The sequence below is a fragment of the Streptomyces sp. NPDC052064 genome (assembly GCF_055585925.1).
Genome location: NZ_JBVJJE010000004.1, coordinates 391,107 through 418,047, shown reverse-complemented (window position 1 = coordinate 418,047; position 26,941 = coordinate 391,107). Strand labels below are relative to the sequence as shown.

The 26,941-nt window shown below is 70.1% G+C and carries 24 protein-coding genes and 2 tRNA genes; 12 read left to right on the top strand and 14 right to left on the bottom strand.

Annotation, left to right across the window (positions count from 1 at the left end; all coding sequences use genetic code 11):
* Position 1: 1 nt before the first annotated feature.
* From ACZ6TU_RS13075 to ACZ6TU_RS13045, 7 genes are read right to left on the bottom strand one after another with little or no spacing between them, the layout of a single operon-like run.
* Positions 2-1,033, bottom strand: a complete 1,032-nt coding sequence (locus tag ACZ6TU_RS13075; protein WP_469548139.1) for a 2-hydroxyacid dehydrogenase — start codon at positions 1,031-1,033, stop codon at positions 2-4.
* Positions 1,030-2,109, bottom strand: a complete 1,080-nt coding sequence (locus tag ACZ6TU_RS13070; protein ID WP_467668426.1) for an ABC transporter ATP-binding protein — start codon at positions 2,107-2,109, stop codon at positions 1,030-1,032. Before ACZ6TU_RS13070 ends, ACZ6TU_RS13075 begins: the two co-directional genes overlap by 4 nt.
* Positions 2,087-2,911, bottom strand: a complete 825-nt coding sequence (locus ACZ6TU_RS13065) for a DeoR/GlpR family DNA-binding transcription regulator (RefSeq protein ID WP_467668428.1) — start codon at positions 2,909-2,911, stop codon at positions 2,087-2,089. Before ACZ6TU_RS13065 ends, ACZ6TU_RS13070 begins: the two co-directional genes overlap by 23 nt.
* On the bottom strand, positions 2,908-3,996 hold the full coding sequence (locus ACZ6TU_RS13060; RefSeq protein WP_467668430.1) for an ABC transporter ATP-binding protein: 1,089 nt from the start codon (positions 3,994-3,996) through the stop codon (positions 2,908-2,910). The genes ACZ6TU_RS13065 and ACZ6TU_RS13060 overlap by 4 nt, the downstream gene beginning before the upstream one ends.
* Positions 3,993-4,817, bottom strand: coding sequence for a carbohydrate ABC transporter permease (locus ACZ6TU_RS13055; RefSeq protein WP_467668432.1), 825 nt, complete (start codon positions 4,815-4,817; stop codon positions 3,993-3,995). Before ACZ6TU_RS13055 ends, ACZ6TU_RS13060 begins: the two co-directional genes overlap by 4 nt.
* On the bottom strand, positions 4,814-5,698 hold the full coding sequence (locus ACZ6TU_RS13050; protein WP_086601814.1) for a carbohydrate ABC transporter permease: 885 nt from the start codon (positions 5,696-5,698) through the stop codon (positions 4,814-4,816). The genes ACZ6TU_RS13055 and ACZ6TU_RS13050 overlap by 4 nt, the downstream gene beginning before the upstream one ends.
* A 3-nt stretch (positions 5,699-5,701) precedes the next feature.
* Positions 5,702-7,123 carry an ABC transporter substrate-binding protein gene (locus ACZ6TU_RS13045; protein ID WP_467668434.1) on the bottom strand — a complete coding sequence of 474 codons (1,422 nt, stop codon included), beginning with the start codon at positions 7,121-7,123 and terminating at the stop codon, positions 5,702-5,704.
* Positions 7,124-7,279: 156 nt separating this feature from the next.
* On the opposite strand from ACZ6TU_RS13045, the gene ACZ6TU_RS13040 reads away from it, so the two are divergent.
* On the top strand, positions 7,280-8,761 hold the full coding sequence (locus ACZ6TU_RS13040) for an FGGY-family carbohydrate kinase (RefSeq protein WP_469548134.1): 1,482 nt from the start codon (positions 7,280-7,282) through the stop codon (positions 8,759-8,761).
* Entirely contained in the window at positions 8,758-9,390 is a 633-nt protein-coding gene (locus tag ACZ6TU_RS13035) for a histidine phosphatase family protein (RefSeq protein WP_467668438.1), read from the top strand. Before ACZ6TU_RS13040 ends, ACZ6TU_RS13035 begins: the two co-directional genes overlap by 4 nt.
* A gap of 119 nt (positions 9,391-9,509) precedes the next feature.
* On the opposite strand, the gene ACZ6TU_RS13030 is transcribed toward ACZ6TU_RS13035, so the two are convergent.
* Complete coding sequence (locus tag ACZ6TU_RS13030) at positions 9,510-10,157, bottom strand: superoxide dismutase (protein WP_469548132.1); 648 nt, start codon at positions 10,155-10,157, stop codon at positions 9,510-9,512.
* A 135-nt stretch (positions 10,158-10,292) separates the two neighbouring features.
* Complete coding sequence (locus ACZ6TU_RS13025; protein ID WP_469548130.1) at positions 10,293-11,675, bottom strand: amino acid permease; 1,383 nt, start codon at positions 11,673-11,675, stop codon at positions 10,293-10,295.
* 380 nt (positions 11,676-12,055) lie between these two features.
* Between ACZ6TU_RS13025 and ACZ6TU_RS13020 the strand changes: the two genes are divergently transcribed.
* On the top strand, positions 12,056-12,637 hold the full coding sequence (locus ACZ6TU_RS13020) for a biotin transporter BioY (RefSeq protein ID WP_467668444.1): 582 nt from the start codon (positions 12,056-12,058) through the stop codon (positions 12,635-12,637).
* A 122-nt stretch (positions 12,638-12,759) separates the two neighbouring features.
* On the opposite strand, the gene ACZ6TU_RS13015 is transcribed toward ACZ6TU_RS13020, so the two are convergent.
* A complete protein-coding gene (locus ACZ6TU_RS13015) occupies positions 12,760-13,503 on the bottom strand; it encodes a hypothetical protein (RefSeq protein ID WP_469548454.1) in 744 nt (247 codons plus the stop codon).
* Positions 13,504-13,723: 220 nt separating this feature from the next.
* On the opposite strand from ACZ6TU_RS13015, the gene ACZ6TU_RS13010 reads away from it, so the two are divergent.
* Positions 13,724-15,712 (top strand): serine/threonine-protein kinase, encoded by a 1,989-nt coding sequence (locus tag ACZ6TU_RS13010; protein ID WP_469548128.1) that lies wholly within the window; start codon positions 13,724-13,726, stop codon positions 15,710-15,712.
* A gap of 88 nt (positions 15,713-15,800) precedes the next feature.
* Here the strand turns inward: ACZ6TU_RS13010 and ACZ6TU_RS13005 are convergent, their stop codons facing one another.
* Positions 15,801-17,294, bottom strand: coding sequence for an amino acid permease (locus tag ACZ6TU_RS13005; protein ID WP_467668450.1), 1,494 nt, complete (start codon positions 17,292-17,294; stop codon positions 15,801-15,803).
* Positions 17,295-17,571: 277 nt separating this feature from the next.
* Here ACZ6TU_RS13005 and ACZ6TU_RS13000 point away from each other — a divergent pair, with 277 nt between their 5' ends.
* Together ACZ6TU_RS13000 and ACZ6TU_RS12995 are read left to right on the top strand one after the other, a co-directional pair.
* Positions 17,572-18,057: a ribose-5-phosphate isomerase gene (locus ACZ6TU_RS13000; protein ID WP_467668452.1), complete on the top strand. Its 486-nt coding sequence runs from the start codon at positions 17,572-17,574 to the stop codon at positions 18,055-18,057.
* 283 nt (positions 18,058-18,340) lie between these two features.
* Entirely contained in the window at positions 18,341-19,150 is an 810-nt protein-coding gene (locus ACZ6TU_RS12995; protein ID WP_469548125.1) for an Fpg/Nei family DNA glycosylase, read from the top strand.
* A gap of 12 nt (positions 19,151-19,162) precedes the next feature.
* Here the strand turns inward: ACZ6TU_RS12995 and ACZ6TU_RS12990 are convergent, their stop codons facing one another.
* Positions 19,163-20,422 carry a GNAT family N-acetyltransferase gene (locus ACZ6TU_RS12990; protein WP_467668456.1) on the bottom strand — a complete coding sequence of 420 codons (1,260 nt, stop codon included), beginning with the start codon at positions 20,420-20,422 and terminating at the stop codon, positions 19,163-19,165.
* Positions 20,423-20,583: 161 nt separating this feature from the next.
* On the opposite strand from ACZ6TU_RS12990, the gene ACZ6TU_RS12985 reads away from it, so the two are divergent.
* Positions 20,584-21,762, top strand: a complete 1,179-nt coding sequence (locus tag ACZ6TU_RS12985; protein WP_467668458.1) for a PP2C family protein-serine/threonine phosphatase — start codon at positions 20,584-20,586, stop codon at positions 21,760-21,762.
* A 32-nt stretch (positions 21,763-21,794) separates the two neighbouring features.
* The gene (locus ACZ6TU_RS12980) at positions 21,795-22,256 is read left to right on the top strand and encodes an HD domain-containing protein (RefSeq protein WP_467668460.1); all 462 of its coding nucleotides are present in this window, start codon (positions 21,795-21,797) and stop codon (positions 22,254-22,256) included.
* A gap of 15 nt (positions 22,257-22,271) precedes the next feature.
* Here ACZ6TU_RS12980 and ACZ6TU_RS12975 read toward each other — a convergent pair whose 3' ends face one another.
* Positions 22,272-23,456, bottom strand: coding sequence for an acyltransferase family protein (locus tag ACZ6TU_RS12975; protein WP_467668462.1), 1,185 nt, complete (start codon positions 23,454-23,456; stop codon positions 22,272-22,274).
* A 623-nt stretch (positions 23,457-24,079) separates the two neighbouring features.
* On the opposite strand from ACZ6TU_RS12975, the gene ACZ6TU_RS12970 reads away from it, so the two are divergent.
* Both ACZ6TU_RS12970 and ACZ6TU_RS12965 read left to right on the top strand, forming a co-directional pair.
* Positions 24,080-24,274 carry a hypothetical protein gene (locus tag ACZ6TU_RS12970; RefSeq protein ID WP_086603929.1) on the top strand — a complete coding sequence of 65 codons (195 nt, stop codon included), beginning with the start codon at positions 24,080-24,082 and terminating at the stop codon, positions 24,272-24,274.
* A 116-nt stretch (positions 24,275-24,390) separates the two neighbouring features.
* Positions 24,391-24,567 (top strand): hypothetical protein, encoded by a 177-nt coding sequence (locus ACZ6TU_RS12965; protein WP_469548122.1) that lies wholly within the window; start codon positions 24,391-24,393, stop codon positions 24,565-24,567.
* 244 nt (positions 24,568-24,811) lie between these two features.
* Here ACZ6TU_RS12965 and ACZ6TU_RS12960 read toward each other — a convergent pair.
* A tRNA-Gly gene (locus tag ACZ6TU_RS12960) sits at positions 24,812-24,882 on the bottom strand.
* A gap of 164 nt (positions 24,883-25,046) precedes the next feature.
* Between ACZ6TU_RS12960 and ACZ6TU_RS12955 the strand changes: the two genes are divergently transcribed.
* Both ACZ6TU_RS12955 and tig read left to right on the top strand, forming a co-directional pair.
* Positions 25,047-25,123 (top strand) — tRNA-Pro (locus tag ACZ6TU_RS12955).
* Between the two features lie 193 nt (positions 25,124-25,316).
* The gene (gene tig / locus ACZ6TU_RS12950; RefSeq protein WP_469548120.1) at positions 25,317-26,702 is read left to right on the top strand and encodes a trigger factor; all 1,386 of its coding nucleotides are present in this window, start codon (positions 25,317-25,319) and stop codon (positions 26,700-26,702) included.
* Positions 26,703-26,941 lie beyond the last annotated feature (239 nt).

The window sequence follows — 26,941 nt, the reverse complement described above, 5'->3', positions numbered from 1 at the left end:
CTCAGGTCAGGCAGTGCGCGAGCGGCTCGCCGCGCACCCAGCGGCCCACCTCCTCGGCGGCGATCCGCGCGGCCTTCTCCGCCACCGCGCGCGAGGCACCACCCAGATGCGGGGTGAGTACGACGCGGTCACCCAGCCCCAGCAGCCGCGACTCCGCGGGCAGCGGCTCCCGCTCGTAGGTGTCGAGCGCCGCCGCCGACACCTGCCCGCTCTCCAGCGCGTCGCACAGCGCGCCCTCGTCCAGCAGCGGGCCCCGGGCCACGTTCACCACCACCGCGCCGGACGGCAGCAGCCCCAGCTCCCGGGCGCCGATCAGACCCCGGGTCTCGGGGGTGAGCCGGGCGTGCAGGGTGATCACCTGGGAGCGGCGCAGGAGTTCGTCCAGCGAGGTCACGCGCAGTCCGTGGATCTCGCCGTGCACATAGGGGTCGTACACCATCACCCGCGCCCCGAACGCGCACAGCACCCGCGCCACCCGGCTGCCCACGGCCCCGTATCCGACCAGCCCGACGGGCAGATCCTCCAGCTCCAGACCGCTCTGCTCGTACGTGTAGTACGTCGCACCCTCCCAGCTGCCCTGCCGGGCCAGCGGGTCGTGGGCCTGGGGAATGCGGCGCAGGGCGGCCAGCATCATGCCGACGGTGAACTCGGCGGTGGCGGCGGCGTTGCGGCCGGGCGCGAAACACACCCGCACGTCACGCTGCTTCGCCGCGTCCAGGTTGACGTTGACCGGCCCGCCCCGGCAGACCACGACCAGTTTCAGATCCGGGCAGGCCGCGAGGACCCGTTCGGTGACCGGCCCCATCTGCGTGACCAGCACCTCCGCCCCGGCCAGCGTCTCGATCATCTCGTCCTCGGCGTCACTGGCCTCCTGCACCTCGGCGACCGGCCCGAACGGCTCCAGCGGCCAGCCGAGCCTCAGTTCCCGGACGTCGGCCCGCCCCACCTCGTGTTCCACCGCCCGTGTGATCAGCGAGGGCAGGACGAAGTGGTCACCGGCGGCCACCACACGCACGCTGTTTCCGGCAGTCATTGCAGGGACTCTCCCGTCTCGGCGTCGAAGACATGGGTGTGCTGGAGGTCGGCGGCCACCCGGACCCGCTCGTCGTGGGCGAGCCGCACCTCGGGGTCGGTGAGGACGACCAGGTGCCGTTCGACCCCGTCGAGGGCGAGGGTCGCGAGGCCCGACTCCAGGAGGGGTTCGTGGGCGACGACCCGGGCGGGCAGGCCGCCCTCGGCGGTGAGCCGGACGTCCTCCGGGCGGATCCCGACCACCACCTCCCGCCCCCGGCCCACCGGCACGGGCAGCGCGATGCGCACCGGGTCGGAGAGGCGGGCGTGGCCGTCGCCGTCGGCGATGCCGGGCAGCAGCGTGATCGCGGGCTCGCCGACGAAGTCCGCGACGAACACGTTGGCCGGGCTGTCGTAGATCTCGTAGGGGGTGCCGAGCTGCTGGATGACACCGTCCTTCATCACGGCGATCCGGTCGGCGAGGGAGAGGGCCTCCTCCTGGTCGTGGGTGACCAGGATCGTGGTGTGGCCCAGGTCCTTCTGGATGCGCTTGAGTTCGCGGCGGGTGGTGTCGCGCTGGGCGGCGTCCAGGTGGGAGAGGGGTTCGTCGAGCAGCAGCACGTCCGGTTCGCGGATCAGGGCCCGGGCCAGGGAGACGCGCTGCTTCTGGCCGCTGGACAGGCCGGCCGGGCGGGCGTCGAGGAGGTCGGTCAGGCCGACCCGTTCGGCGATCTCCTTCACCTTGCGGTCGACGTCACCGCGGGCGGCCTTCCTCCGGGCCTTCAGCCCGAACGCCAGGTTCTCCGCGACCGACAGCGGCGGATACAGCGCGTAGTTCTCGAAGGCGACCCCGATGTTCCGCTGCTGCGCGGGCCGCTCGACCACCGACGCCCCGCCGACCAGGATGTCCCCGCCGGTCACCGGCTCAAGACCGGCGATCATGCGGAGGGTCGTCGACTTGCCGCAGCCCGACGGGCCGAGCAGCCCGAGCAACTCCCCGGACCCGAGGCTCAGGTCGATGCCGCGTACGGCGTCCACCGAAGGCCGCCCCCGCGACCGATAGGTCTTCCGCAGCTCACGTAGCTCCAGTCCCGTCATGGCCGCCCTTCGTCGCGCAAACCTCGTAACGGACCTTGTGCTCGTCCAGATCCCGCAGCGCCTCCGCCGACGCCCCGTCGTCCACCAGGAGCAGATCGAAGCGGGACAGCGGGACGACCCGGTGCAGGGCGACCCGGCCGAGCTTGGTGTGGTCGATCAGCAGGACGTTCCGCGCGGCCGCGTCGAGCATCGCCCGCTTCACGGACACGATGTGCTGCTCCTGGTGGTAGGCGTAACCCCCGTGCACGGCGGACGTCGAGGCGAAGCAGACGTCCACCCGCAACTGCTCGACCGCCTCCACGCACGACACCCCGAGGAAGGAGGAGTGCAGCGGGTCGTAGTCGCCGCCGAGCGCCATCAGGTGGATGCCCCGCTGGTCGGAGAGGAGGTTGATCGCCTCCAGGAAGTTGGTGACGACCGTCAGCGGCGTGACCTCGCCCGTGCGCAGGCGCCGGGCTATCTCCAGGGTGGACGTGGAGTCGTCCAGCAGGATCGCCATGCCGGGCTCCACCATGCGCACCGCGTGCTCGGCGACGGCGGCCTTCTCGGCCCGCATCGTCTTCAGCCGGTACTGCACGTTCGACTCGAAGACCCCCGACGGCTGCGCGGTCACCCCGCCCCGGAACTTCCGTACGATGCCCTGCCGTTCGAGCTCGTCGAGATCCCGGTGGATGGTCATCAGGCTCACCCCGAACCGCTCGGCGAGCTCCGCCGCCGTCGCCGAGCCGTCGGCCAGCACCTGCTCGGCCATGGCGGCCTGCCGCGCCGCCGGCCCTTGCTGTCCACCACTGCTGCTGCTCATCGCTGTGTCTCTATCCGTCGTCCCGGTCGCTCCGGCCGGTCGGCCTCGAACAGCAGCAGGTTCTCAGGCCGGACCACGAGCCGTACCGGATCGTCCGGACGAAGGCGCGCCGCGTCCGCCCGAGGGGCCACCAGCGACACCCGCTGCTCCCCGGTCCCGAGCCGGACGGTGACCTCGACGGACCGGCCGAGCACCTCGGTGACGTACACGGTCCCGGTCAGCTCGTGGCCCTCGCCGTGCAGGGCGATGTCCCGGGGCCGCAGCCCGACCAGGACCTCGGTGCCTGCCGGGGCCTGCGCCCGGACCGGCAGCTCCACCCCGCCGTCCGACCGCACCCCGCTCTCCGTCACCACCCCCGGCAGCAGATTGATCCGGGGCCGCCCGAAGGCCCGCGCGACCTCCGTGTCGTACGGCCGGTACCAGATCTCCTCCCGCGTGCCCGTCTGCACGATCCGCCCCTGCCGGATGACCCCGATCCGGTCGCCGAGCGCCAGCGCCTCGACGGAGTCGTGGGTCACGTACAGCGTGGTGGTGTGCTGCACGGCCCCGATCGCCTTCAGCTCCGCCCGCATCTGCTGGCGCAGCTTGGCGTCCAGGTGGGAGAGCGGCTCGTCGAGGAGGAAGGCCCGGGCGGGGCGGACCAGCACCCGGCCGAGGGCGACGCGCTGCCGCTGCCCGTTGGACAGCTGGCCCACCGGCCGGTCCAACAGCCCCGAAATGCCCAGCAGTTCCGCGATCGCGCCGATCCGCTGCCGGGCCTCTGCGGCGGGCAGCCGGTGCCGGGGCGAGCGCAGGGGCGAGGCGAGGTTGTCGTAGGCCGAACGGTGCGGGTAGAGGGCGTAGCTCTCGAAGCACATCGCCACACCCCGGTCGTACGGCTCCACACCCCGCATGTCCTCGCCGTCGAGCACGACGGTGCCGGAGTCGGGCTGTTCGAGCCCGGCGATGGTCTTCAGCGTCGTGGTCTTGCCCGCGCCCGACGGGCCCAGCAGGCAGAAGAACTCGCCCTCCCGCACCTCCAGTTCCAGCGCGTCGAGCGCGACGGTCTTCCCGTACGTCTTCCGTATCCCGCTCAGCGTGATCAAGACTTCACCGCCCCGAACGACAGTCCCCGCACCAGATACCGCTGGATCGTCAGTGCCAGCAGCAGCGGCGGTACGACGGACACCAGTGCGGCGGCGGCCGTCAGGTTGTACTTGGGCCGGTCCCCGCCGAGGAAGGACAGCGCGCCCACGGTCACCGTCTGGGCCTCGTTGGAGGTGAGGATCAGCGGGAAGACGAAGTTGTTCCAGGCGAAGATGAAGGCCAGCAGCGACACGGCCGCGATGCCCGGCTTGACCAGCGGAAGGGCCACCTTGAAGAACGCCTGCTTGCGGGTGTAGCCGTCCAGCAGGGCCGCCTGCTCCAGCTCGGGCGTGAGGTCGGCGAAGTAGGACCGCATGATCCACACGATCAGCGGCAGCGTCACCAGTTGCAGCACCCACACCATGCCGACGTACGTGTCGAACAGCCCGAGCTTCTGGTACAGCACGAACAGCGGGATGATCACGGTCAGTTCGGGCGCGAAGCGGAACGACAGCAGCGTGAACATCAGGTTCTCCGAGCCCTTGAACCGCCACCGCGCCGAGGCGTACGCCGCCGGCAGCCCGACCACCAGCGACAGCACGACCGCCCCCACCGACACCACCAGACTGTTGACGAAGAACCGCACGAACGGGATGCCCTCGCTGTCGCCGAGGACCGTCCGGTAGCCGTCGAGTGTCGGGGAGAAGGAGAAGTACGTGCTGAAGAGCTGATCCGTGGGTTTCAGGGAGAGGACCACCATCCAGGCGATGGGGAACAGCGCGAAGACGAAGTAGAGGACGAGGGCGGCATCGGCCAGCCACCCCAGCACACGTCTCCTCATGTGGTCACCTCCGCGGCCCGGCGCTGGATCTTCCCCAGGTGCTTCACCAGCACCATCGCGGCCAGATACACCACGGCCCACAGCACGATCGTGTAGCTGATCCCGAAGGAGTAGCGCTGGAAGCGGATCGCTTCCAGATACGCCCGGATCTGGAGGACGACGGTCGAGTCACCGGGGCCGCCCTCCGTCAGGGCGTAGATGATGTCGAACACCTTCAGCGAGTCCATGAACCGGAAGATCACCGCCACCAGCACGTACGGCCACAGCATCGGCAGCGTCAGCCGCCGGAACGTGTACCACCACCCCGCGCCGTCCACGGCCGCCGCCTCGAACGGGGAGGTGGGCAGCGACCGCAGACCGGCGAGGGCGAGGATCGCCACGAACGGCGTGTACACCCACACGTCCACGGCGATCGACGACAGCAGCGCGCCGGTCGGGGTGTCCGTCCACTGCACGCCGCCGAGCCCGAAGGGCCGCAGCAGGTAGTTGACGACCCCCACGGACGGCTGGAGCATCAGCTTCCAGATGATCGCCGCGATCACCGGGGCGATCATCAGCGGAAGGATCAGGATCTTCTCCAGCACACGGCCCACCAGGGTCGAGCGGTGCAGCAGCAGTGCGACGGCCACTCCGAGCACGGTCTCGACGAGGGCCGCCCCGACCGCGTACAGCACCGTCACCCACGCCGAGTTCCAGAAGGCCTCCTGCGTGAAGACGGTCGTGTAGTTCTCGAACCGCACCATGTCCGGCTGCGGTTTGCTCGCCGAGAAGTCGAACAGCGTGTAGTACAGGCCGAGCCCGAACGGGTAGAGGATCCCGCAGGTCAGCAGCAGTGCGGGCACGATCAGGACGTACGGGCGCAGGGTGAGCCGCCACCCCATCGGCTAACCCACCTTGCCGGCGAGGTCGTCCGCCAGCCCGTCGAGGACCGACTTCGCGCCCTTGCCGCCGTAGATCTCCTGGAGGGCCGCCGCCCAGCTGGTCGTCGCGTCGAAGAACTGCGCCTGCGGGGTGAACTGGATCTTCGTCTGGTCGACGACCGTCTCGAAGGTCTCCAGGAAGCCCGGCAGATGCCGCATCTTGTCCTTGTAAGCGGCGTCGTCGGCGACCGACTTGCGCACCGGGTCGATGTGGTTGTGCGTGATCGCGCCCTTGCGCAGATGCTCCTTGCCGGTCGCCCACTGGAGGAACAGCCAACTGGCGCTCTTCTTCTTGCTCTTGGCGTTCATGCCGAGCGACCAGATCCACATGTTGGTGGCCAGGGACCCGTCCGGTCCCTTCGGCCCCGGGTGGAAGGCGATCTTCCCGGAGGCGGGGCTGGCGCCCTTCACCGCCTGGAAGTAGGCGGCCGTGTCCGCGTCGAACAGCATCCCGGCCTTCTTCGCGCCGAGGTCGCTGGAGCACTGGTACCAGGTGTACGACGTCCACGACGGCGGGCCGCCCTGCTTGACCATCCGCGCCCAGTCCTGGGTGAAGGCGACGGCCTCGGGGCTGTTCATCGCCGGTGTGAGCTTCCCGCCGTCGACCGTGAAGTCCTTCAGTCCGTTGCGGGCGTACATCGTCATGAAGCCCGGGTGGATGGTGGCCCAGCTCCTGGACCCGCGTACGGCGATCCCGTACATCCCGTCGAAGCCGGCCCCCGGCGCCTTCCGCTTGATGGTCCCGGCGAGTTCGGCCAGCTCGTCGAAGGACTCGGCGGGCTTCAGGCCCAGCTTCCCGAACACCTCCGTGTTGTAGGCGACGACGTTCGTCTCCCAGCCCCACGGCAGGGCGTACTGCCCGCCCTGACCCAGCGGCGCGCCCGCCTTCAGCGACCACTGGTCGGCCTGGAGCAGGTTCGGGAAGAAGTCAGCCTGATCCCATTCGGCGCCCGTCGCCGAGGAGTTGCGCATCCAGGGGCCGAGGTCCTCCAGCCAGCCCGGCGGACCGTACTGCCACACCATGTACGCGCCGAGCATGAAGACGTCGTAGGAGGCTCGCCCGCTGGACAGGTCCACGGTGAGCTTGTCGAAGTAGTTGTCCTCAGGGAAGACGTCGTACTCGACCTTGATGCCGGTCTTCGCGGTGAAGGACTTCAGGTCGGCTATGAGGGCGTCCGTGTACGGGTGCTTGTTGAGCAGCGCCTTGACGGTGGTGCCCTTCTCCCGCTTCCAGTCGAAGGAGCCGGTGACGTCATCCGCGGCGGACCCGTCGTTCTTGCTGTCGTCCCCGCCGAAACCGGCGCCGCAGGCCGTGAGCAGCGGGGCCGCGGCAGCCCCGGCGGCGAGCGCGAGGAAGCGCCGCCGGTCGTGCGCGTGCGTGTTCATCCGTACCTCCACGTGGGGGCTGGTTAACACGTCGAGTCGACTCGTTAACAGAGGGTGGAACGGCTGAAGTTGGGCGTCAATCCCTCGCGCACGGGAAAATATCGGGGCACAGTGAGAAGTTCACAGATCCGGCTGCGACATCGTGGGAGGTTCCGGATGGCGGACGAGGATGCGGGCTGGCTGGGGATCGACCTGGGCACACAGAGCGTCCGCGTGCTGCTCGTCACCGCCGACGGCAGGGTCCTCGGCAGCGGCTCGGCCCCGCTGGCCGGACGGCGGGACGGGGTGCGGCACGAGCAGGACCCGGAGCAGTGGTGGTCGGCGCTGTGCACGGCGTCCCGGGCCGCACTCGGCTCCGCGCCCGGCGTGCCGGTCGGCGGCCTCGCGGTGTGCGGCACCTCCGGCACGGTCCTGCTGGCGGACGGTTCGGGCCGCCCGGTGAGCCCCGCGCTGATGTACGACGACGGCCGCGCGGCGGCGGAGGCCGCGCGGGCCCGGGAGGCAGGGCTCGCGGTCCAGGACACCTGGGCGTTGCCGAAGGCGTTGTGGCTGGTGGGGGAGTACGGACCGGGTCTTCGGCTGTGTCACCAGCCCGATCTGATCGTCACCCGCCTCACCGGCGAACCGCCCCCGGCGGACTCCAGTCACGCCCTCAAGACGGGCTACGACCTGCACGCGGAGGCCTGGCCGGAGGCCGCTCTGGCCCAACTGGGCGCCCCACGCCGTCTGTTGCCGGACGTCGTACGCCCGGGCACGCGTCTCGGCGAGGTCTGCGCGGACGCGGCCGACGCCACCGGCATCCCCGTCGGCACCCCGGTGCTCGCCGGGATGACGGACGGCTGCGCGGCCCAGATCGCCTCGGGCGCGCTGCGCCCCGGCTCCTGGAACTCGGTGCTCGGCACCACGCTCGTCCTGAAGGGAGCCGCCCGCGACCCCGTCCGGGACCCCACCGGCGTGGTCTACAACCACCGTGCCCCTGACGGCACCTGGCTGCCCGGCGGGGCGTCGAGCGTAGGGGCCGGGGCACTCGCGGCGCACTTCCCGGACGCCGACCCCGCCACGATGGACGGGCTGGCGGCGGCGTTCGAGCCGTCCCGTGCGATCGCGTACCCGCTGGTGTCGCAGGGGGAGCGGTTCCCGTTCCGGGCGCCGGGCGCGGCCCCCCTCGTCCTCGGCGAACCCGAGGGCGAGGCCGGCCTGTGGGCCGCGCTGCTCCAGGGCGTCGGCTTCGCGGAACGCCTGTGCCTGGACTACCTGCACCACCTCGGTGCCCCCCTCGACGGTCCGCTCACCTTCACCGGCGGCGGCGCGCGCAGCCCGTACTGGAACCAGCTCCGTACCGACATCCTCGGCCGCCCGGCCCGCGTCCCGGAGCAGACGGAACCGGCGCTGGGGATGGCGGCGTTGGCCGCGTACGGGGCTCACGAGGCAGCCGGATCCGGAGCCGGAACCCTCGCCGACGTCGCCGAGCGCATGGTCCGCGTCCGTACCGTCCTCGAACCCCGCGCCGACCGCACCACCCGCTTCGCCGAGCCGTACGCTCGTCTCGTCGACGCGCTGGAGGCACGCGGCTGGCTGCCCGAACCCGTCGCGGCACACGCCCGAACCCGCCTGCACCTGGACACCGGGAAGTCATGACCACCACGACCACGACCCTCCTCATCGCCCGGCACGGGCAGACCGTCTGGCACGCCGAGAACCGGTACGCCGGTGTCAGCGACATCGGCCTCACCGACACCGGCCGTGCCCAGGCCGAGGCGCTCGGCCGCTGGGCCGCCGCCCACCCCGTCGACGCGATCTGGACGTCCCCGCTCTCCCGGGCCGTCGCCACCGCCGAGCCCGCCTGCCGTGCCCTGGGCCTCGTCCCGCAGCGCGAACCCGACCTCACCGAATGCGACTTCGGAGTCGTGGAGGGCCGTACGCTCGCCGAGTTCGAGGCCGAGGTCCCCGACCGGGCCGCGGCCTTCCGCGCCGACCCCGTCGCCCACCCTTTCCCCGGTGCTGAGGACCCGACGGCGGCAGCGGCCCGCGGGGCCGCCGCCCTGCGTCGTATCGCCGCCGCCCACCCCGGCGGACGCGTCCTCGTCGTCGCCCACAACACCCTGCTGCGCCTCGTGCTGTGCACACTGCTGTCGATCCCGGCCGGGGAGTACCGCAGAGTGTTCCCGCGGTTGCGGAACGCGGCGATCAGCGAACTGCGCATGAACCCCGAAGGCTCCGCCGCTCTCCTCTCACTCAATGTGCCCTGCGAGACGGACGTGCCCTAGCGCACGTACGGAAAGCCCCCGCGAGTCAGGTCCTCACGGGGGCTTTCTTCTTTCCGCCTGCCGTTCGTGAAGGGTGAGAAGACGATCACGAGGCAGGACGACTCAACAGCGCGTCACCGTCAGGGCGCCAGCAGCAGCACGTCCGCGCGGGACTTGGCGGCCTCGTGACGCCGGGCCACGTCCTGCCAGTTGACGACCTGCCACATCGCCTCGATGAAGTCGACCTTCTGGTTCCGGTACTGGAGGTAGAAGGCGTGCTCCCAGGCGTCGAAGACGAGGATCGGGGTCGAACCCTGACCGACGTTGCCCTGGTGGTCGTAGACCTGCTCGACGATCAGCCGCCCGCTCAGCGGCTCGTAGGCGAGCACACCCCAGCCCGAACCCTGCGTGGTGGCCGACGCCTTGGACAACTGCGCCTTGAAGTTCGCGAACGACCCGAACGACTCGGCGATCGCGTCCGCGAGCTCACCCACACCGTCGGCGGCCAGCGGCTCACCACCGCCGTCCTTCGGGCCGGTCATGTTCTGCCAGTAGATGCTGTGCAGGATGTGCCCGGACAGGTGGAAGGCCAGGTTCTTCTCCAGCCCGTTGACCGCCCCCCACGTCTTCCTGTCCCGCGCCTCCGCAAGCTGCTCCAGCGTGTCGTTGGCACCTTTCACATAAGCCGCGTGGTGTTTGTCGTGGTGCAGCTCGATGATCTCGGGGCTGATCACGGGGGCGAGCGCGGAGTAGTCGTAGGGCAGGTCAGGCAGCGTATAGACGGGCATGGGCGGGATCCCCTCCGGAACCTCTTATTGCAACTGTCTTGCAACTGCACGCTAGCAGCAAGAGGGCGGCAGTGGGTGCTCAGGGCACGCAAAAAGGCCCCCGCGTGTGTCGCGGGGGCCTTGGTGCCGGAATTCCTACTGCCTGGCGCGCGCCTTCTGCCACGCGAACCCGACGGCCGCCAGGACGAGCGTCATCCCGCCCGTCGAGTAGAGCTGCACCCGTGTGTCGGGCTGGCGGGCCATCAGGACGAAGACGGCGGCCATGCCGGCCAGCGCGATCCACGTCAGCCACGGGAACAACCACATCCGCACGACCAGCTTCTCGGGCGCCTCGCGCTCCAGCCGGCGGCGCAGGCGCAGTTGCGAGACGGCGATGAAGATCCAGACGACCAGGATCACCGCGCCGATCATGTTCAGCAGCCAGGAGAAGACGTCGTTCGGCCGCCAGTAGCTCAGCAGCACGCACAGGAAGCCGAAGACGGAGGAGGCGAGAACGGCGATCCGCGGGACCCCACCCGAGACGCGACCCAGCACCTTCGGGCCCTGGCCGCGCTCCACCAGCGAGTAGGCGATGCGCGAGGCGCCGTAGATGTTGGCGTTCATGGCGGACAGCAGGGCCACCAGGACGACGACGTTCATCAGCTGGCCGGCGCCCGGGATGCCGAGTTCGTCGAGGGCGGCGACGTACGGGCCCTTCTCGACGACCTCCTTCGAGTCCCACGGCACCAGCGTGACGATGACCGCCATCGAGCCGACGTAGAACAGCGCGATACGCCACATCGCCGTACGGACCGCGCTCGCCACGCCCTTGACGGGGTTCTCCGACTCGGCCGCCGCGATGGTGACCGTCTCCAGCCCGCCGTAGGCGAAGACCGAGGCGAGCAGGCCGATGACCAGGCCCTCGCCGCCGTTGGGGAGGAAGTCGGTGAGGTGGGAGGCGCCGGGCGAGTCCGTGCCCGGCAGAATCCCGAGGATCGCCAGGACGCCGAGGGTCAGGAACAGGGTGATCGCGCCGACCTTCAGAGCCGCGAACCAGAACTCGAACTCGCCGAAGTTCTTCACGGCCGCGAGGTTCGTGCCGCAGAAGACGACCATGAACAGCGCCACCCACGCCCACTCCGGCGTGCCAGGCAGCCAGCCGCTCACGATCTTCGCGGCACCGATGCCCTCCAGGCCGACGGCCGTGCACAACAGAACCCAGAACGCCCACCCCGCGGTGAATCCGGCCCAGGGGCCGATCGCCCGCTCGGCGTGCGCCGAGAACGAACCCGACGACGGATACGCGGCCGACATCTCGCCGAGCATCCGCATCACCAGCATCACGAGGAGACCGGAGAGGGCGTAGGCGACCACGATCGACGGGCCGGCGGCGGCGATGCCCGCACCGGAGCCGACGAACAGACCGGCACCGATCACCCCACCGAGGGCGATCATCGACAGGTGGCGCTGCTTCAGGCCATGGGAGAGGGAGACGTCGTCCGTGCTGGGCGGTGTCCCGGTGGTGCTGCTGCTGGGCATGGGCGCGGCTCGTCCAATGCGTGAGAGGCGTGAGAGGGCAAAAACGCCGCCAGTCTGGGCGGCCCTCCGGCCCACGGGGAGGGCTGTCCACCATGCGGACACCCGGAAAGCGTGCTGTGAGCGGTCGGAAGCGGAGGGTTGGTACCCGTCCAGAAGGTCATTTGGCGAAACCCTACAGTCCGCCTGCCCGGCCGCCCCGTGATCGAAGCCTCGCTACCTCCGTGACCGGCATCACTCCGCGCCAGGCATACCTCCCGCCCTTTGTCCGAAGCCAACCAATCGCGCGATCTCGCCTTTGTCGAGCGCTGACGGTGAACCGGGCGATGGCGCTGGGATAGCGTCACCGTGTCCCGAACGGCCCTCACTCTCGCGGAGTCCCCATGAGCACCGCTGCCGCCACACCCGCCCGCACCGGGCAGGTCCTCGCCGACCTGTTGCCCGCATCCCGTGTCCGGGACGCGGCCCTCGTGCTCGGCGGAGCCGCGCTCACCGGCCTCGCCGCGCAGATCGCGGTGCCCGTTCCCGGTTCCCCGGTGCCGGTGACCGGCCAGACCTTCGCCGCGCTGCTCGTGGGCACCGCCCTCGGCGCCGGCCGCGGATTCCTCGCGCTGGCGCTGTACGCCGTGGCGGGCCTCGCCGGTATGCCGTGGTTCTCGAACGGCACCTCCGGCGTCGCCCCCTCCTTCGGCTACATCCTCGGCATGATCCTCGCCTCCACGGTGGTGGGCGCCCTGGCGCGCCGCGGCGCCGACCGCTCGGTGCTGCGCATGGCGGGCACGATGCTGGTGGGCGAGGCGATCATCTACGCCCTCGGCGTGCCCTACCTGGCCCTCGCCACCGGCATGTCCGCGACCGCCGCGATCGCGGCCGGCCTCACGCCGTTCCTGATCGGCGACGTGCTGAAGGCGGCGCTGGCGATGGGGGCGCTGCCGACGGCATGGAAGTTCGCCGACAAGCGCTGAAGTCGCAGTACTCGACGAGAGGCTCGCCGGGGGAGTTTCCCCTCAGCCCGGCGAGCCTCTCGTGCGTCGGGCGCTGTGCGGCCCGCTCGGACCTCACAAGGCCGGTGGTTCGGTGCGGCGACTCAGACCTCCCGCGGCGCCGGCCGCCGCCGCTGGGACCACCACATCCCGGCCACGCCCGCCGCGAGCAGCGACGCTCCGGCCGCGCCCAGCGGCAGCAGATCACGCGCCGGCCCCGTCTTCGGCAGCTCCTTGCCGCCCGGGGGGTCCGGCTCGCCGGGGGAGACCGGCTCGTTGTCGGTGCCGAGCAGCAGCGGCGTCGCCGGTGCGTCCGGCGACGGATTGGTCGTGCCGAACGGCACCGGGCCCTGCTGCCAGAACGTCTTCTTCCCGTCGTTCGACCGGACGGGCAGACAGATCTTCCCGGTCTTGCTCAGGTCGTACGTCGCGTCGACGGCGTACGACTTCGACGTGCCGGCCGCAAGATTGCCGACGGGGCAGCTGAAACCGCTGTTCGAACCTTCCGGAAGATTGTTCTCGGCTATCGGGGAACAGCCCTGGACGCTCTTGACGGTGAGCCCGTCGAAACCGACGACCAAAAGCTGGATCTTCCCGCTTTCCTTGTTTCCCTCATTCTTCACCGTGGCGGTAAGTGCTGTCTTTTGGGAGCCGTTGTCGACCGAGATCTTCTCGGTCAGCAGCGTGGTCAGCTTCACCCCCGTCGGTGCCTCGTCAACGACCTTTCCCCCCTTGCTGCTTGCCGGCCCTTCGTCTTCCGCGCCGGCCGTTGCGGAAAGGATCACCACCGCCGAGAAAGATGCCGCTACCAGTGATCCCGCGACCGCCGCCGTGCGACGAGAACTCATGTTCGCCCCCCTTGTGTTCCCCTGGGCTGCGCCTGGACTGCCCTGGACTGCGCGTGAATTCGCAGTACTGAAAGAGCTACCACAAGATTTCCCGGCACTATCCTGGTGAGGCGCGAAGTGTGACCGTCGTGTTTCACTGGAGGCGGTCGCGGCGTCGTGGAGGGGGTGCAGCGGATTGCCGGGGAATGCGAACATCGGCGGTGTTCCAGGGATAGTGGTGATGGGGCGCTATCGGCTGGTCGAAAGTATCGGCCAGGGGGGAATGGGGCGGGTGTGGCGAGCCGCCGACGAAATACTCGACCGGCAGGTCGCCGTCAAGGAAATGCGCATCGACGGCCTCGACGCGGAGGACAGCGGGACGCGCCGCGAACGCACCCTGCGCGAGGCCAGGGCCACGGCCCGGATCGACCACCCCAACGTCGTACGGGTCTACGACGTGGTCGACGAGGGCGAACGCCTGTGGATCGTCATGGAGTTGGTCGCGGGCCGCTCCCTCGAACGGATCCTCGCGGAGGAGGGCCCACTGGGCCCCTGCGACACGGCCCGGATCGGGCTCGGCCTGGTCGCGGCGCTACGGCAGGTCCATGCGCGGGGAGTACTGCACCGGGACATCAAGCCGGGCAACGTGCTGGTGGAGAACGGGAGCGGGCCGACCGGATCGGGACGTGGCACGGCCGCCGACCCGGGCGCGCGGCGTTCCGGCCCACCCCCTCGCTCCCATGAACAGCGCGTCGTCCTCACGGACTTCGGTATCGCCGCGATCCAGGACGCCAAGGCGCTCACCATGGTCGGGATGCTGGTCGGCTCGCCCGACTACATGGCCCCCGAGCGCGTCTCCGGCCGCCCGCAGGGCCCGCCGTCCGACGTCTGGTCCCTCGGCGCGACCCTCTGCGCGGCCCTGGGCGGCCGTTCCCCCTTCGCCCGCGACACCACGCTGGCGACCCTGCACGCGGTCCTGTACGAGGAGCCCGAACTCCCCGCCGCGTCCGGTCCGTTGCGCGACATCCTGACCTCCCTGCTGGAGAAGGACCCGTCGATCCGCCCGGGTCTTGAGGAACTGGAAGCGGCCTTGGAACCGGTCGCGTTCCCGGCGCCGATGCCTACGGTGTCGGTGGGAGCGGGTCGGGAACAGCGGGAGTGGGCCACGGAGTCGCCGGAGCCGGTGTCGGATTCGGCATCCGCTCAGGAACCTGTCGAGGCGGCGGATCGACAGCCCGAACCCGCCCTCGACCTGAAAACCGAGCCGGACGGAGAACCCGCCCCGGAACCGGAGCCGCGGACATCGGCGCCGGCGCCGCCATCACCCCGGCCACCCACTCCGAAGGACCCACGCCAACCCGCTCCCACACCCACCGCAGCCACCACACCCACCGCGCAGACCACGCGTCCGAACACGGCCGGTTCGCCAGAACCCGCCGTCAGCAGCACCACCACGACCACCCACCGCCCGAGCCCCGTCTCCCTCACCCGAGCACAGGCGGCGACGGAGTGCCGCCCCCACCTCGCTCCGGAACCCACCGCGATGCCGCCGGGCGAACTCCCCGGCCCCGCCGCACCGGCCGCCACCCGCCCCCGGGCCGGCCACCGCCGTGCGATGCTCGCCGCCGCGGCAGCCACGGTCGCCACGGTCGGCGCCGTCGTGGGAATCGTCCTGGCGACGTCCTCCGGCTCACCGCGCGACGGCGACCCCCGCGCGGGCTCCTCGGCCTCCGCACCACTCGCCACTGCCCCCACCCCCGACACCACGCCCTCAGCGACGGTCGAAGGCACAGCCAGGCCGCAGAGCCTGCCGCCGGGCGCGCACCGGGAGGCCGGAGGATTCGCCTGGGCGACACCCGAGGGCTGGCGGCGGGACGTGAAGACGGGCGCGGAGGTGCACTACACCTCCCCGGACGGCACGCAGGAGCTCGTCGGCAAGTCGTCCCTGGCCCGCGGCGACCTGCTGGAGACCTGGCAGGCCTCCGAGCGCAACGCCCACCAGGGCCGGGACTACCGCAAGATCCGCCTGGAGGAGACGACGTTCCGCGGCCACCCGGCGGTCGCCTGGGAGTACACGTTCACGCTGCGGGGCGTCCACTGGCACGCCCGCCTGCTCGGCTTCAACGTGGGCGGCACGTCGTACCAGATCAACACCTGGTACGACTCCGGCGTCGAACCGGAAGCACTCCGCACGTACGAGAAGGTCAAGGACAGCTTCACGGTGCTGTAGGCGGCAACGGAAAGGGCCTGCGGCGCGTGTACGGGAAGGACACGCACCGCAGGCCCCCGTTCACCACGAACGGCGAGCGCCGGAAGGGTCAGCCGGCCGAGACCTCGTCCCGGCTGTCGTCCTGCGTCTGTGTCTGCGCGGCGTCAGCGGCGGCCCGCCGCCCCCTGCCGGCCTTCTCCTTCACGAAGGCGACGACGAGGACAAGCGCCGCGACGAGCAGCGACAGCGATATGGTCCGGCGCCCGTCGTGCTCGGTGTCGGTGAGCATGTAACCGAGGATGAACACGATCAGCGCGGCCGTCGCCCAGGTCAGGTACGGGTAAAGCCACATCCTCACGACGAGCTTCTCCGGCGCCTCGGCCTGGATGATCTTCCGCATCCGCAGCTGGGAGAAGCAGATCACCAGCCACACGAACAGGGCGACCGCGCCACTGGAGTTCACGAGGAAGAGGAAGACGGAGTCCGGGAACTTGTAGTTGAAGAAGACGGCGACGAATCCGAACGCGACGGACGCGAGGATCGCCGTCCGCGGCACGCCGTTGGCGGTCGTGCGGGCGAAGGACTTCGGTGCGTCGCCGCGCTGGCCGAGCGAGAAGGCCATGCGGGAGGCGGTGTAGAGGCCGGAGTTGAGACAGGACAGCACCGAGGTCAGCACGATGAAGTTCATGATCTGACCCGCGTGCGGAATGCCGAGCGAGTCGAGCGCGGCGACGTAGGAGCCGTCGTCGGCGATGGACTTGCTGTCCCACGGCAGCAGGGACACCACGACGAAGATCGAGCCGAGGTAGAAGACGGCGACTCGCCAGATGATGCTGTTGGTGGCCTTGGTGACGGCCTGCTGCGGGTTCTCGGACTCACCGGCGGCCAGGGTGGCGATCTCGCTTCCCATGAAGGAGAAGACGACCAGGAGCACACCGGTGAGGATGGCGCCGGCGCCGTGGGGCAGGAAGCCGCCGTGCTCGGTGAGGTTGCTCAGTCCGGCCTGGTCACTGTCGACGCCGGGCAGCACGCCGAACACGGCGAGCCCGCCGATGACGATGAACGCGGCGATCGCGACCACCTTGATCCCGGCGAACCAGAACTCGAACTCGCCGTACGACCCGACGGAGACGAGGTTGGTGGCGGTGAGCACCAACATCACGATCAGGGCCCAGGCCCACTGCGGCACGGCCGGGATCCACCCCTCAAGGATCACGGCACCGGCGGTCGCCTCGACGGCCAGCACGACCACCCAGAAGAACCAGTACAGCCAGCCGATGGAGAAACCGGCCCAGGGCCCGAGCGCCCGGTCGGCGTGCGCGGAGAAGGAACCGGAGGTCGGGTTGGCGGCCGACATCTCACCGAGCATCCTCATGACCAGCACGACGAGCGTGCCGACGAGGGCGTACGACAGCAGGATGCCGGGCCCGGCGGTGGCGATGCCGGAGCTGGACCCGACGAACAGGCCCGCCCCGATGACACCGCCGATGGCGATCATCGACAGATGCCGGTTCTTGAGCCCGGCCTGGAGCCCGGAGCCGCCACCGGGTTCTCCGGGGCCGCGTTCGTTTTCTGTCGTCTTGAGACTCGGCTGCGAGGTCATGGAACGGATTTCCTTTGCGCCGGGGAGCTGTTTTCCGTACGAACCGCCTGAGCCGTGCGAACGGGGGTGTGTCGCGGCATGACGGTGCACAGGGGCTCATACGAGCGGTGTACGAGCCGGTCCAGTGAATCGGAGGTGAGTGATGAGGAGAACCTTTGAATCCAGATTGTTACTTGAGGTTTTCCTGAGCTTCTATAACGAGGCTCACACTCGCCTCACGTTTTCATGAGCGCCACCCCGCGCGCTTTCCCCGAAACACCCGTGTCACACTCGTCCCATGCGCGTGTACCTCGGCTCGGACCATGCGGGCTACGAACTCAAGAACCACCTCGTCGAGTGGCTGAAGGCGGCGGGTCACGACCCCGTCGACTGCGGCCCGCACATCTACGACGCCCAGGACGACTACCCGCCCTTCTGCCTCCGCGCCGCAGAGCGGACGGCCGCGGACCCCGACGCCCTCGGCATCGTCATCGGCGGCTCCGGCAACGGCGAGCAGATCGCGGCGAACAAGGTCAAGGGCGTACGTGCGGCGCTCGCCTGGAGCGAGGAGACGGCGGCGCTCGGCCGTCAGCACAACAATGCCAACGTCGTCGCCGTGGGCGCGCGCATGCACTCGCAGGACGAGGCGACGGCGTTCATCGAGACGTTCCTCGGCACGCCGTTCTCCGGCGACGAACGTCACATTCGCCGGATCGACATGCTCAACGCATACGAGTCCACAGGCGACCTCCCTCCCATCCCGCCCCACCACCCCCAGTCGTAAGCCCCCGGGCCCGGCCTCCACGAGGCGTACGCCCGAACGGCTGAGGTCAGGTGGTCGCGCCGAGCGGGGAGCGGACCCCGGGTCAGGTGTGTGCGGGCGCGGGGATCCGGCCACCGCCGCGGCCCCGGCATCCGGGAGCCCGACGTGGAGGCCCCTGTCCCGGCCCGACGTCGGCGGCAGGGGTCGAGGCCGTCGTGGAGGCGGGGCGGTGTCCGAGCCCCTTGAGGACCTGCCTCGGGCGCGGTCACCCCTGGGCACAAGGCGACGATCACAGGAGATACCCGTGCCGGAAGGCCACACCATCCACCGACTGGCCCACGACTACGCCAGCGCCTTCCTCGGCACGACCCCCCAGGTGACCAGCCCCCAGGGCAAGTTCACCGACGCCGCCGCCCTCCTCACCGGCACGGAACTCACCCGCACGGAAGCCCACGGCAAACACCTCTTCCTCGGCTTCCACGCCACCGACTGGATCCACATCCACCTCGGCCTCTTCGGCAAGGTCACCTTCGGCCCGGCCCCCGCACCCCCGCCCACCGACACCGTCCGCCTCCGCCTCGCGAGCGACACCACCCACGTGGACCTCCGCGGTCCCACCACCTGCGCCCTCATCACACCCCCGGAGAAGCAGGCGATACACGACCGCCTCGGCCCCGACCCCCTCCGCGACGACGCCGACCCGGACACCGCGTACCGCCGCGTCTCCCGCAGCCGTACGACCATCGCCGCCCTGCTCATGGACCAGAAGGTCATCGCCGGCGTAGGAAACGTCTACCGCGCGGAGGTCCTCTTCCGGCACCGCATCGACCCGTACCGCCCCGGCAAGGACATCACCCCGTCCGAGTGGCACGCGATCTGGACCGACCTGGTCGAGCTCATGCACGAGGGCGTCCGCAACAACCGCATCGACACGGTCCGTCCGGAACACACCCCGGAGGAGATGGGCCGCCCGCCCCGCGTGGACGACCACGGCGGCGAGGTGTACGTGTACCGCAGGGCCAACCAGCCCTGCCACATCTGTGGCGGCGAGATCCGCACCGCCGATCTCGCCGCCCGCAACCTCTTCTGGTGCCCGGCCTGCCAACGCCCCTGAGGAACCCCGACCTCAGAAGCCGTGCGGCAACCACGGCGCCACGCCGGTCCCGAACCCCAGCGAGGCCTCAGCCAACGCCCCCCGCCGCACCTCCCGCACACGCCCCGCCGCCCCCAACGAGGCCAGCGACACACCCCCGAGGTACGCCGCGCCCACCTCCCGTACGGACAGAGCGACATCCGCCGCATCCGCCGTACGCTCGCAGGACGCCCCCTTCGCATCCCCGCTGAGCCGCCAACGCCCGGCGTTCCAGGGGCAGAACGCGTCCTCGACCTCGAACACCACATCCACCGGCGCCTGATACGTCCGCGCCTCCAGCGCGGCCCCCAGCTCCACCGGCCGTACGTACAGCGAGTCCCCCAACCGCGGCTGACACCGCCGTATGTCGGACACCCAGTGCCGCCACGCGTCGTCCACCGGCCGACCCCGCCCCCGCACCACCAGCGACGACGTCAGGTCGATGCCGAACAGGAACCGCCACAGCGCCGCGTCCGCCGCGGGATCCAGCGCGGCCGAGTTCTCCAGGATCACCGTGCCGTTGGGCCCGCTGGCCTCCCAGCCCGGCTTGATGCGATACCGCGCGTACCCGACCGTCTCGCCGTCCCGCTCCGCGAGGACGCACTGCAGAGGTGACGCCCCCTCCCGCCCGCTCTCCGGATCGAGCACCCCGAGCCGCTCCCAGCCGGGCTGCCGGGCCAGCATCCCGGGCCGCGACGGAACCAGCCGGGCGTACACCGCCTCACACACGTCGAGGACGTCGGCAGGAACGGCGTAACGCACGCGTACGTCATCCGTGCCCGCCGGCAGCGACGTGAGCCGCACCCGGGTCGTGTCGATCTCGGCGTTCAACTGCAAGGTGGCGCTCCCGTATCCGAACCGGCCGTAGATCGCCGGCTCGGAGGCCGTGAGCACGGCCAGCGGCTCGCCCCAGGCGCGGACGTCGTCCAGCTGCCGCCGCATCATCGACGTCAGGATCCCGCGCCGGCGATGCGTGGCGGCCACGCTGACCATCGTGACGCCCGCGGCCGGCACCGAGGCGCCGCCGGGCACCGTGAGCCGGAAGCTGAACGCCCCGGCCGTCCCCACACACTCGTCCCCGTCCCAGACTCCGAGTGAACGGTCGAACTCGGTCAGCGAGTCCCACAACTCCCGTTCCTCGGCGGGCTCCGGGACCCCGCCGAAGCCCCGGATCAGGGTGTCGTACCACATGTTCCAGTCGTCCCGCCGAAGCACCCGCAGGTCGTACGCGGAGCCGGTCGCGTCAGTCACCATGGACCATGCCTACCAGGGCAATGCGGGACGAGCGAGGGATTTTCTCCCGGGTGGCGACGGGTGGCGCACCGTGAAGTTCCCTGTGAAGTCGGTCCTCGGACGGGGGACATGTAGGACCTCCCGTGCCAAGCGACCGGTCCGATGGATAGGGTCCCGAACTAATGGCAGCAGGACGAGAGCGGCGCGCGGAAGCCGAGACGTTCACGGCCCGGTTGAAGAAGCAGTGGCACCGGGCCCGTGTCGGCGTGCGCCGAGCCGCCGTGGACTACTTCCGCGGCGACGGCTCGGACTGGATCGCGCTGGCCGGTCTGCTGCTGCTCGTCCCGCTGATCGCGGCGGCGACCCTGGCGAACTCCGTGTGGTTCTCGCCGGCCGCGCTGGTTCTGCCGGTCGTCGTCGGCGGTCTGCTGCTGCGCCCGGCGAGCCTGCTCGGCCTGTACGCGGCGGCCGCCACGGCGCTGATCGTGGAGTCGGTGCGGCTGGGGCCCTACACGGAGGGGCCGTCCAGGGTCACCCCGGGTGTGGTGCTGGTGGTCGCGGCCTGCGGTTTCTTCGGTCTGCTGCTCGCCCAGTTCCGCAGCCGGGTCGGCGTGCCCTGGCGGCGCGGCGGCACCATGCTGTTCGACCTGCGCGAACGCATCCGGGTGCAGAGCAAGCTGCCCGGTCTGCCGGACGGCTGGCACCGCGAGATGGCGCTGCGCCCGGCGGGCGGCCAGTCCTTCTCGGGCGACTTCGTGGTGGCGGCGCGTACCAACGGCGGCCGTACGCTCGAGGTCGTCCTCACCGACGTCTCCGGCAAGGGCATGGACGCGGGCTCCCGCGCGCTGCTCCTGTCCGGCGCGTTCGGCGGCCTGCTGGGCTCCCTCCCGCCGCACGCCTTCCTCCCCGCCGCGAACGGCTACCTGCTCCGCCAGGACTGGGACGAGGGCTTCGCGACCTCCATCCATCTGGTCCTCGACCTCGACTCCGGCGACTACGAGCTCTACTCCGCCGGGCACCCGCCGGGCCTCCAGCTCAGCGCGGGCACCGGCCGCTGGGAGGAGAAGGTGGCGGAGGGCCCGCTCCTCGGTGTGTACGACGGTGCCCAGTTCGACCCGGTCAAGGGCTCGTTGCGACCGGGCGACGTGCTGATGCTGTTCACGGACGGCCTGGTGGAGACCTCCGACCGCGACATCGTCGAGGGCATCGACCGGCTCACCGGCGAGGCCGACCGGTACGTCGCCGGGGGCTTCCACGGCGCCGCCTGGCACCTCATCGAGGCGGTGGCCAAGGACGTCAACGACGACCGGGCCCTGCTGCTGATCTGCCGAGAGGGCCCGACGGCGGCCGCCGCCCGCTGAGGTGCGGTTCCCCTCAGGTGCACACTGGGGCCGTGACCGAGACACCCCGCACCCCGCTGACCCTTGCCCAGGTCGAGGCCACCGCCCGCGCCGCGCACGCCGGCCAGACCGACAAGGCCGGACGGCCCTACGCCGAGCATCTCCAGGCCGTCGCGGAGGGCGTACGGGCACGGGGCGGCGACGGGGAGCAGATCGCGGCGGCCTGGCTGCACGATGCCGTCGAGGACGACGTGCTCTCGCCTGAGTGGCTGCGCGAAGCCGCGCTGAGCAGCCGTACCAAGGACATCGTCCTCGCGGTCACCAAGCGGGCCGGGGAACCGCCCGAGGCGTACGCCGCGCGCATCCTCGCCACGCCCGGCGCGCTGCTGGTGAAGGAGTCGGACCTGGCGCACAACGCGGACCCGGCACGCCTCGCGGTCCTCGACGAGGCCACCCGCAAACGACTGACCGAGAAGTACACGCGGATGCGCGCACTTCTCGGTCTCGTCGGATGAATTCCGGTACGGGCGTCAGGCGTTGACCTTCTCGCGTTCGCGCTCGCGCCGCTCGGCGCTCTGGCGCTCACGGGCGAGCTCGGCCGCGTCCCGCTTGAAGGCCCACTCCATCTTCGGCTCCATCGCGAACCGGAAGATCCGCTGCACCGGCTTGGTGCACAGCACCGTCACGACGGCGGCCGCGGCGACGGTCACGGCGATCTCACCGAGCGGCTGGTGCATCCACGTCGGCTCGAACCAGCCCTGGTAGTCCCCGGCCTTCACCAGGAAGCCGTGCAGCAGGTAGCCGTAGAGCGTGCCGGCGCCGAGCGCGGTGAACCACATGTGGCGGCGCGGCACCCAGGCGAAGAAGCAGGCGGTCAGCACCAGGGAGCAGCCGAACATCGCGAGCACCATGACCGGGCCGGTCCACCACGGCGCGCCCAGCTCCTGCGCGGAGTCCCGGTGGTAGAACCACGCGGTGTTCATGCGCGGCACGGCCCACCAGCTGAAGGCCAGCGCGGCCGCGAACACGGGCACCGAGGCGATCCGCACGGAACGGCGGCGCACCATGTGGAAGTGCTCGGGCTTCATCACCAGGCCCAGCACGAAGAACGGCAGGAACTGGAGGACCCGCTGGAGGTCCAGGTCGTCACCGATCTCCGGGGAGACGGTCGCGAGCATCGCGAGGCCGAGCGCGAGCGGCAGCGGCCAGCGCGCCATCTTCCAGATGGGAGTGGTCATCCGCCAGATGAACAGCGCGCACAGGAACCAGGTCAGGTACCAGGGATCGAGAAGGCTGATCGCCTGTCCCGGGTCGTTGTCGATGAACCGCTTGAAGAGCGGGTAGGCCGTCTCGAAGATGATGTACGGCACGGCCACGCCGGTGATCAGGCGCTTGAGCCGGTCGGGCCGCATGTCGAAACTGCGCGAGAAGTAGCCGGAGATGATGATGAACGCCGGCATGTGGAACGCGTAGACGACCTGGTACGCGGCCTCGAGTATCCGGCTGTCGCCCTTGAGCGGCTCCCAGGCGTGGCCCATGGCCACCAGCACGATCGCGAGGTACTTCGCGTTGTCGAAGAACGCGTCGCGCTGCTTGCCGCTCTGCTTCTTCTGCGGGCTCTGCGGCGAGCGCGGGCTCGGCACTCCGTCGGCCGACGACTGTGCCGGGGGAAGTGGCGCCCTGCGGTCGCCGTTCGGTCGCAGCGAGTTCGTCACAGACCCTCCCACCAGGAGCTCGGGGAGACGATCCGGGACCTCGCTGCGCTTGCGGGGGACGAGGCAGCGTGGAACATCTGAGGCACCCTAGCGTTCCCTGCGGCTATTCGTAAAACGCCGGATGTGAATCCTGGCTATTCGCTGTGGGTACCCCGGATTTCGGGTAGTTGACGTCACTGTCGGAGTGATGGCCAACACATCGTCCGACGACGGACTGTGCTCATCACACCCGCCCTGCTTGTCGTGACACTTCCGGACTAAGCGCCCCATAAGACCAGCAGGCGACTCCGGCGGAATGTCCGCTTCCGCGCCCCTTCGAAGCCTGCCCGCAGGGTTGTTGAGGGGCATGCGAGGGCAATTCGAATTAGCTGCGAACGCGTTGTGTGGGCACGGAAACGATTCGATCGAATTCCTTGTGCGGGTGGCGCATCGAATTGTCGTGCGAGTCCCTGCTGTTCGCCCCCTGGCCCCAGGCGGCGCACACCGGTTCGGGCACGAGTGAGGTGGTCGATGCGTCATGGGTCGCATAGCCCGGCCGGGTTGGTGGCACGATGGTTCTGGCGGGGTGCGCGTGGTCGCGTCCCCCGGCCGGGAGAGCGGACCGACCGAGGGTGTGATCAGTTGTGGCTATTTCACTGTCTGTGGTGCTGCTGTTGGCGATCATCCTTGTGGTGTTGCTGAGAGGAGGATCCATCAAGGCAGGCCCAGCGATCGTGGCGGTCCTCTTCGGCTTCTTCCTCGCCTCGACCGGTATGGCCGACGACATCCAGCGCTTCCTCAACTCGATAGCGCAGACCATCAACTCCATCAGCTTCTGACCGGGCCGGTACGGCCGGCCCCAGGAGCGTGCGTGTCGGGGGGCGCTGCGCGACCCCGACCCTGCTGAGGTGGGTGGCCACCGCATCGAGACCGCCTCGGCTCCGGCGGCGCGGGTGTGGTCCACCTGGCCCGCTCGGCCTCCGGCCGGCCCCTCGGTCTCGGCCAGGACGGCGATCACCTGGTGCTCGCGGACGCGTTCTCGCCGGCCGACGGCCTCACCCTGGTCGGCGACGCCCTGTACGTCCCGTGCGGCGACCGCTCGGTCTGCACGGTCGACGTACCCGACCTGTGAACCCCCGTCCCCGGATCAGGCCGGAATCGCTCGACCGGGCGAACGCCGGCGGGGTGGAACGAGCGCCATGAGCCGGGTTGCCGACGTGATGATCTCGACCGATGACGCCGATCGGGCAAACGTCGAGGCACTGAGCGCCTGGCTGCGCGAGGTGCCTGACCTGACACACGAGCCGACCTGACGCATGAACGCCGAAGGCCCGGGGAGAGGAGAACCACCTCTCGCCCGGGCCTTCGGCCTACGGAGCGGGCGACGGGAATCGAACCCGCGTAGCTAGTTTGGAAGACTAGGGCTCTACCATTGAGCTACGCCCGCACAGCGCGCGCCGCAGGTCGGGTGACCGCGGCACTGAAGGCATCGTAGCGGGTCGGGCCCGTCCGTCGCACACCGCATTCCCGCCGTGGCCGACGCGGCACGGGCCCTGTGGAAATGCGGCGGCCGCACCGCCTGGCGGCATGTACCCTACGTGTCGCACCAGACGGGGTGTGGCGCAGCTTGGTAGCGCGTCCGCTTTGGGAGCGGAAGGCCGTGGGTTCAAATCCCGCCACCCCGACCAGCCGGCCGATCACCTCGCGTGATCGTCTCCTGATCACTCGCGTGATCGCCTTTTGGGCGGTGTAGTCGCTGCCGTTACTATGCAAGCTGCACGCCCGTGTGTCTCATCGTCTGAAGTCCTCCGGGCGGCGAAATCCGCCGGGCCGCTCTGGCACCGGCAGAACCCAAGAAGTCAGCCACAAGGAGACCGAACCGTGAAGAGCGCCGTGGAGACCCTGAACCCGACTCGGGTTCGGCTCACTGTCGAGGTGCCCTTCGAGGAGCTCAAGGACAGCCTCGACGCGGCGTACAAGAAGATCAACCAGCAGGTCACGGTGAAGGGCTTCCGCAAGGGCAAGGTCCCGGCCCGGGTCATCGACCAGCGGTTCGGCCGCGGTGCGGTGCTGGAGGAGGCCGTCAACGACGCGCTGCCGAAGTTCTACACCGACGCGGTCAACGAGGCCGAGCTGAGCCCCCTGGGCCAGCCTGAGGTCGACATCACGGAGCTGAAGGACGGCGAGACGCTGAACTTCACCGCCGAGGTCGACATCCGCCCCGCGATCGAGATCCCGGACTACTCCGGCATCGAGGTCGAGGTCGACGCGGTCGAGGTCACCGACGAGGACGTCGACAAGGCGGTCGAGGAGCTCCGTGAGCGTTTCGCCTCCACCGCCCCGGTCGAGCGTGCCGCCGAGGACGGCGATGTCGTGACGATCGACCTGGAGGCCAAGGTCGAGGGCGAGGTCCTCGAGGACGGCGTCGCCAACGGCGTCTCCTACACCATCGGCTCCGGCGAGCTGCTGGACGGCATCGACGACGCCGTGAAGGGCCTGGAGGCCGGTGGCGAGGCCACCTTCACCTCCGAGCTCAAGGGCGGCTCCGCGGCCGGCAAGGAGGCCGAGGTCACCGTCAAGGTCACCCAGGTCGCCAAGCGTGAACTGCCCGAGCTGGACGACGAGTTCGCGCAGCTCGCCTCCGAGTTCGACACCATCGAGGAGCTGCGCGCCGACAGCCGCAAGCGCCTCGAGAACATGAAGCAGTACGACCAGGCCACGCAGGCCCAGGAGCGCGTCCTGGAGAAGCTGCTCGAGCTGGTCGAGGTCCCGGTCCCCGAGAAGCTGCTCGAGGACGAGGTCAACACCCGCAAGCACAACCTCGAGCACCACCAGCTCGGCCAGATGGGTCTCGACCTCGCGAAGTACCTGGAGATCCAGGGCAAGAGCGAGGAGGAGTTCGAGACCGAGACCCGCGAGGCCGCGGTCAAGGGCATCAAGACCCAGTTCGTGCTCGACGAGCTCGTCAAGCAGGAGAAGCTCAACGTCAACCAGGAGGAGCTCACCGAGCACCTCATGCGGCGTGCCTCCTCCTCCGGCATGTCCCCCGACCAGTTCGCCCAGGCCGTCGTCGAGGGCGGCCAGGTTCCGCTCCTGGTCGGCGAGGTCGCCCGCGGCAAGGCCCTGGCCGTCGTGGTCGAGAAGGCCACGGTCAAGGACACCAACGGCGAGATCATCGACCTCGACGACGAAGAGGACGAGGAGACCACCGAGGCCTCCGCCGAGGAGACCCCGGCCGAGACCGCCGAGGAGAAGACCGAGGGCTGAGCCCCCGGGCACTTCGCAACGCCGTAAGGACGGGCCCCGAGACACACAGTGCTTCTCGGGGCCCGTCGCGTTACCGGCCCCCGAGTCGCTACGCCCCCGGCGAACACTCCCATCTCCGGGATTCCCCGAAGGGACCCGCGCGTTAGGGTCCATGAGTACCAGGGCAGTGGAGTCTCCGATACGGCTCCCGCCCCGCAGGGAACACGTGAAGACGGCCCGGCGCCGTCGTAAGACGAGCA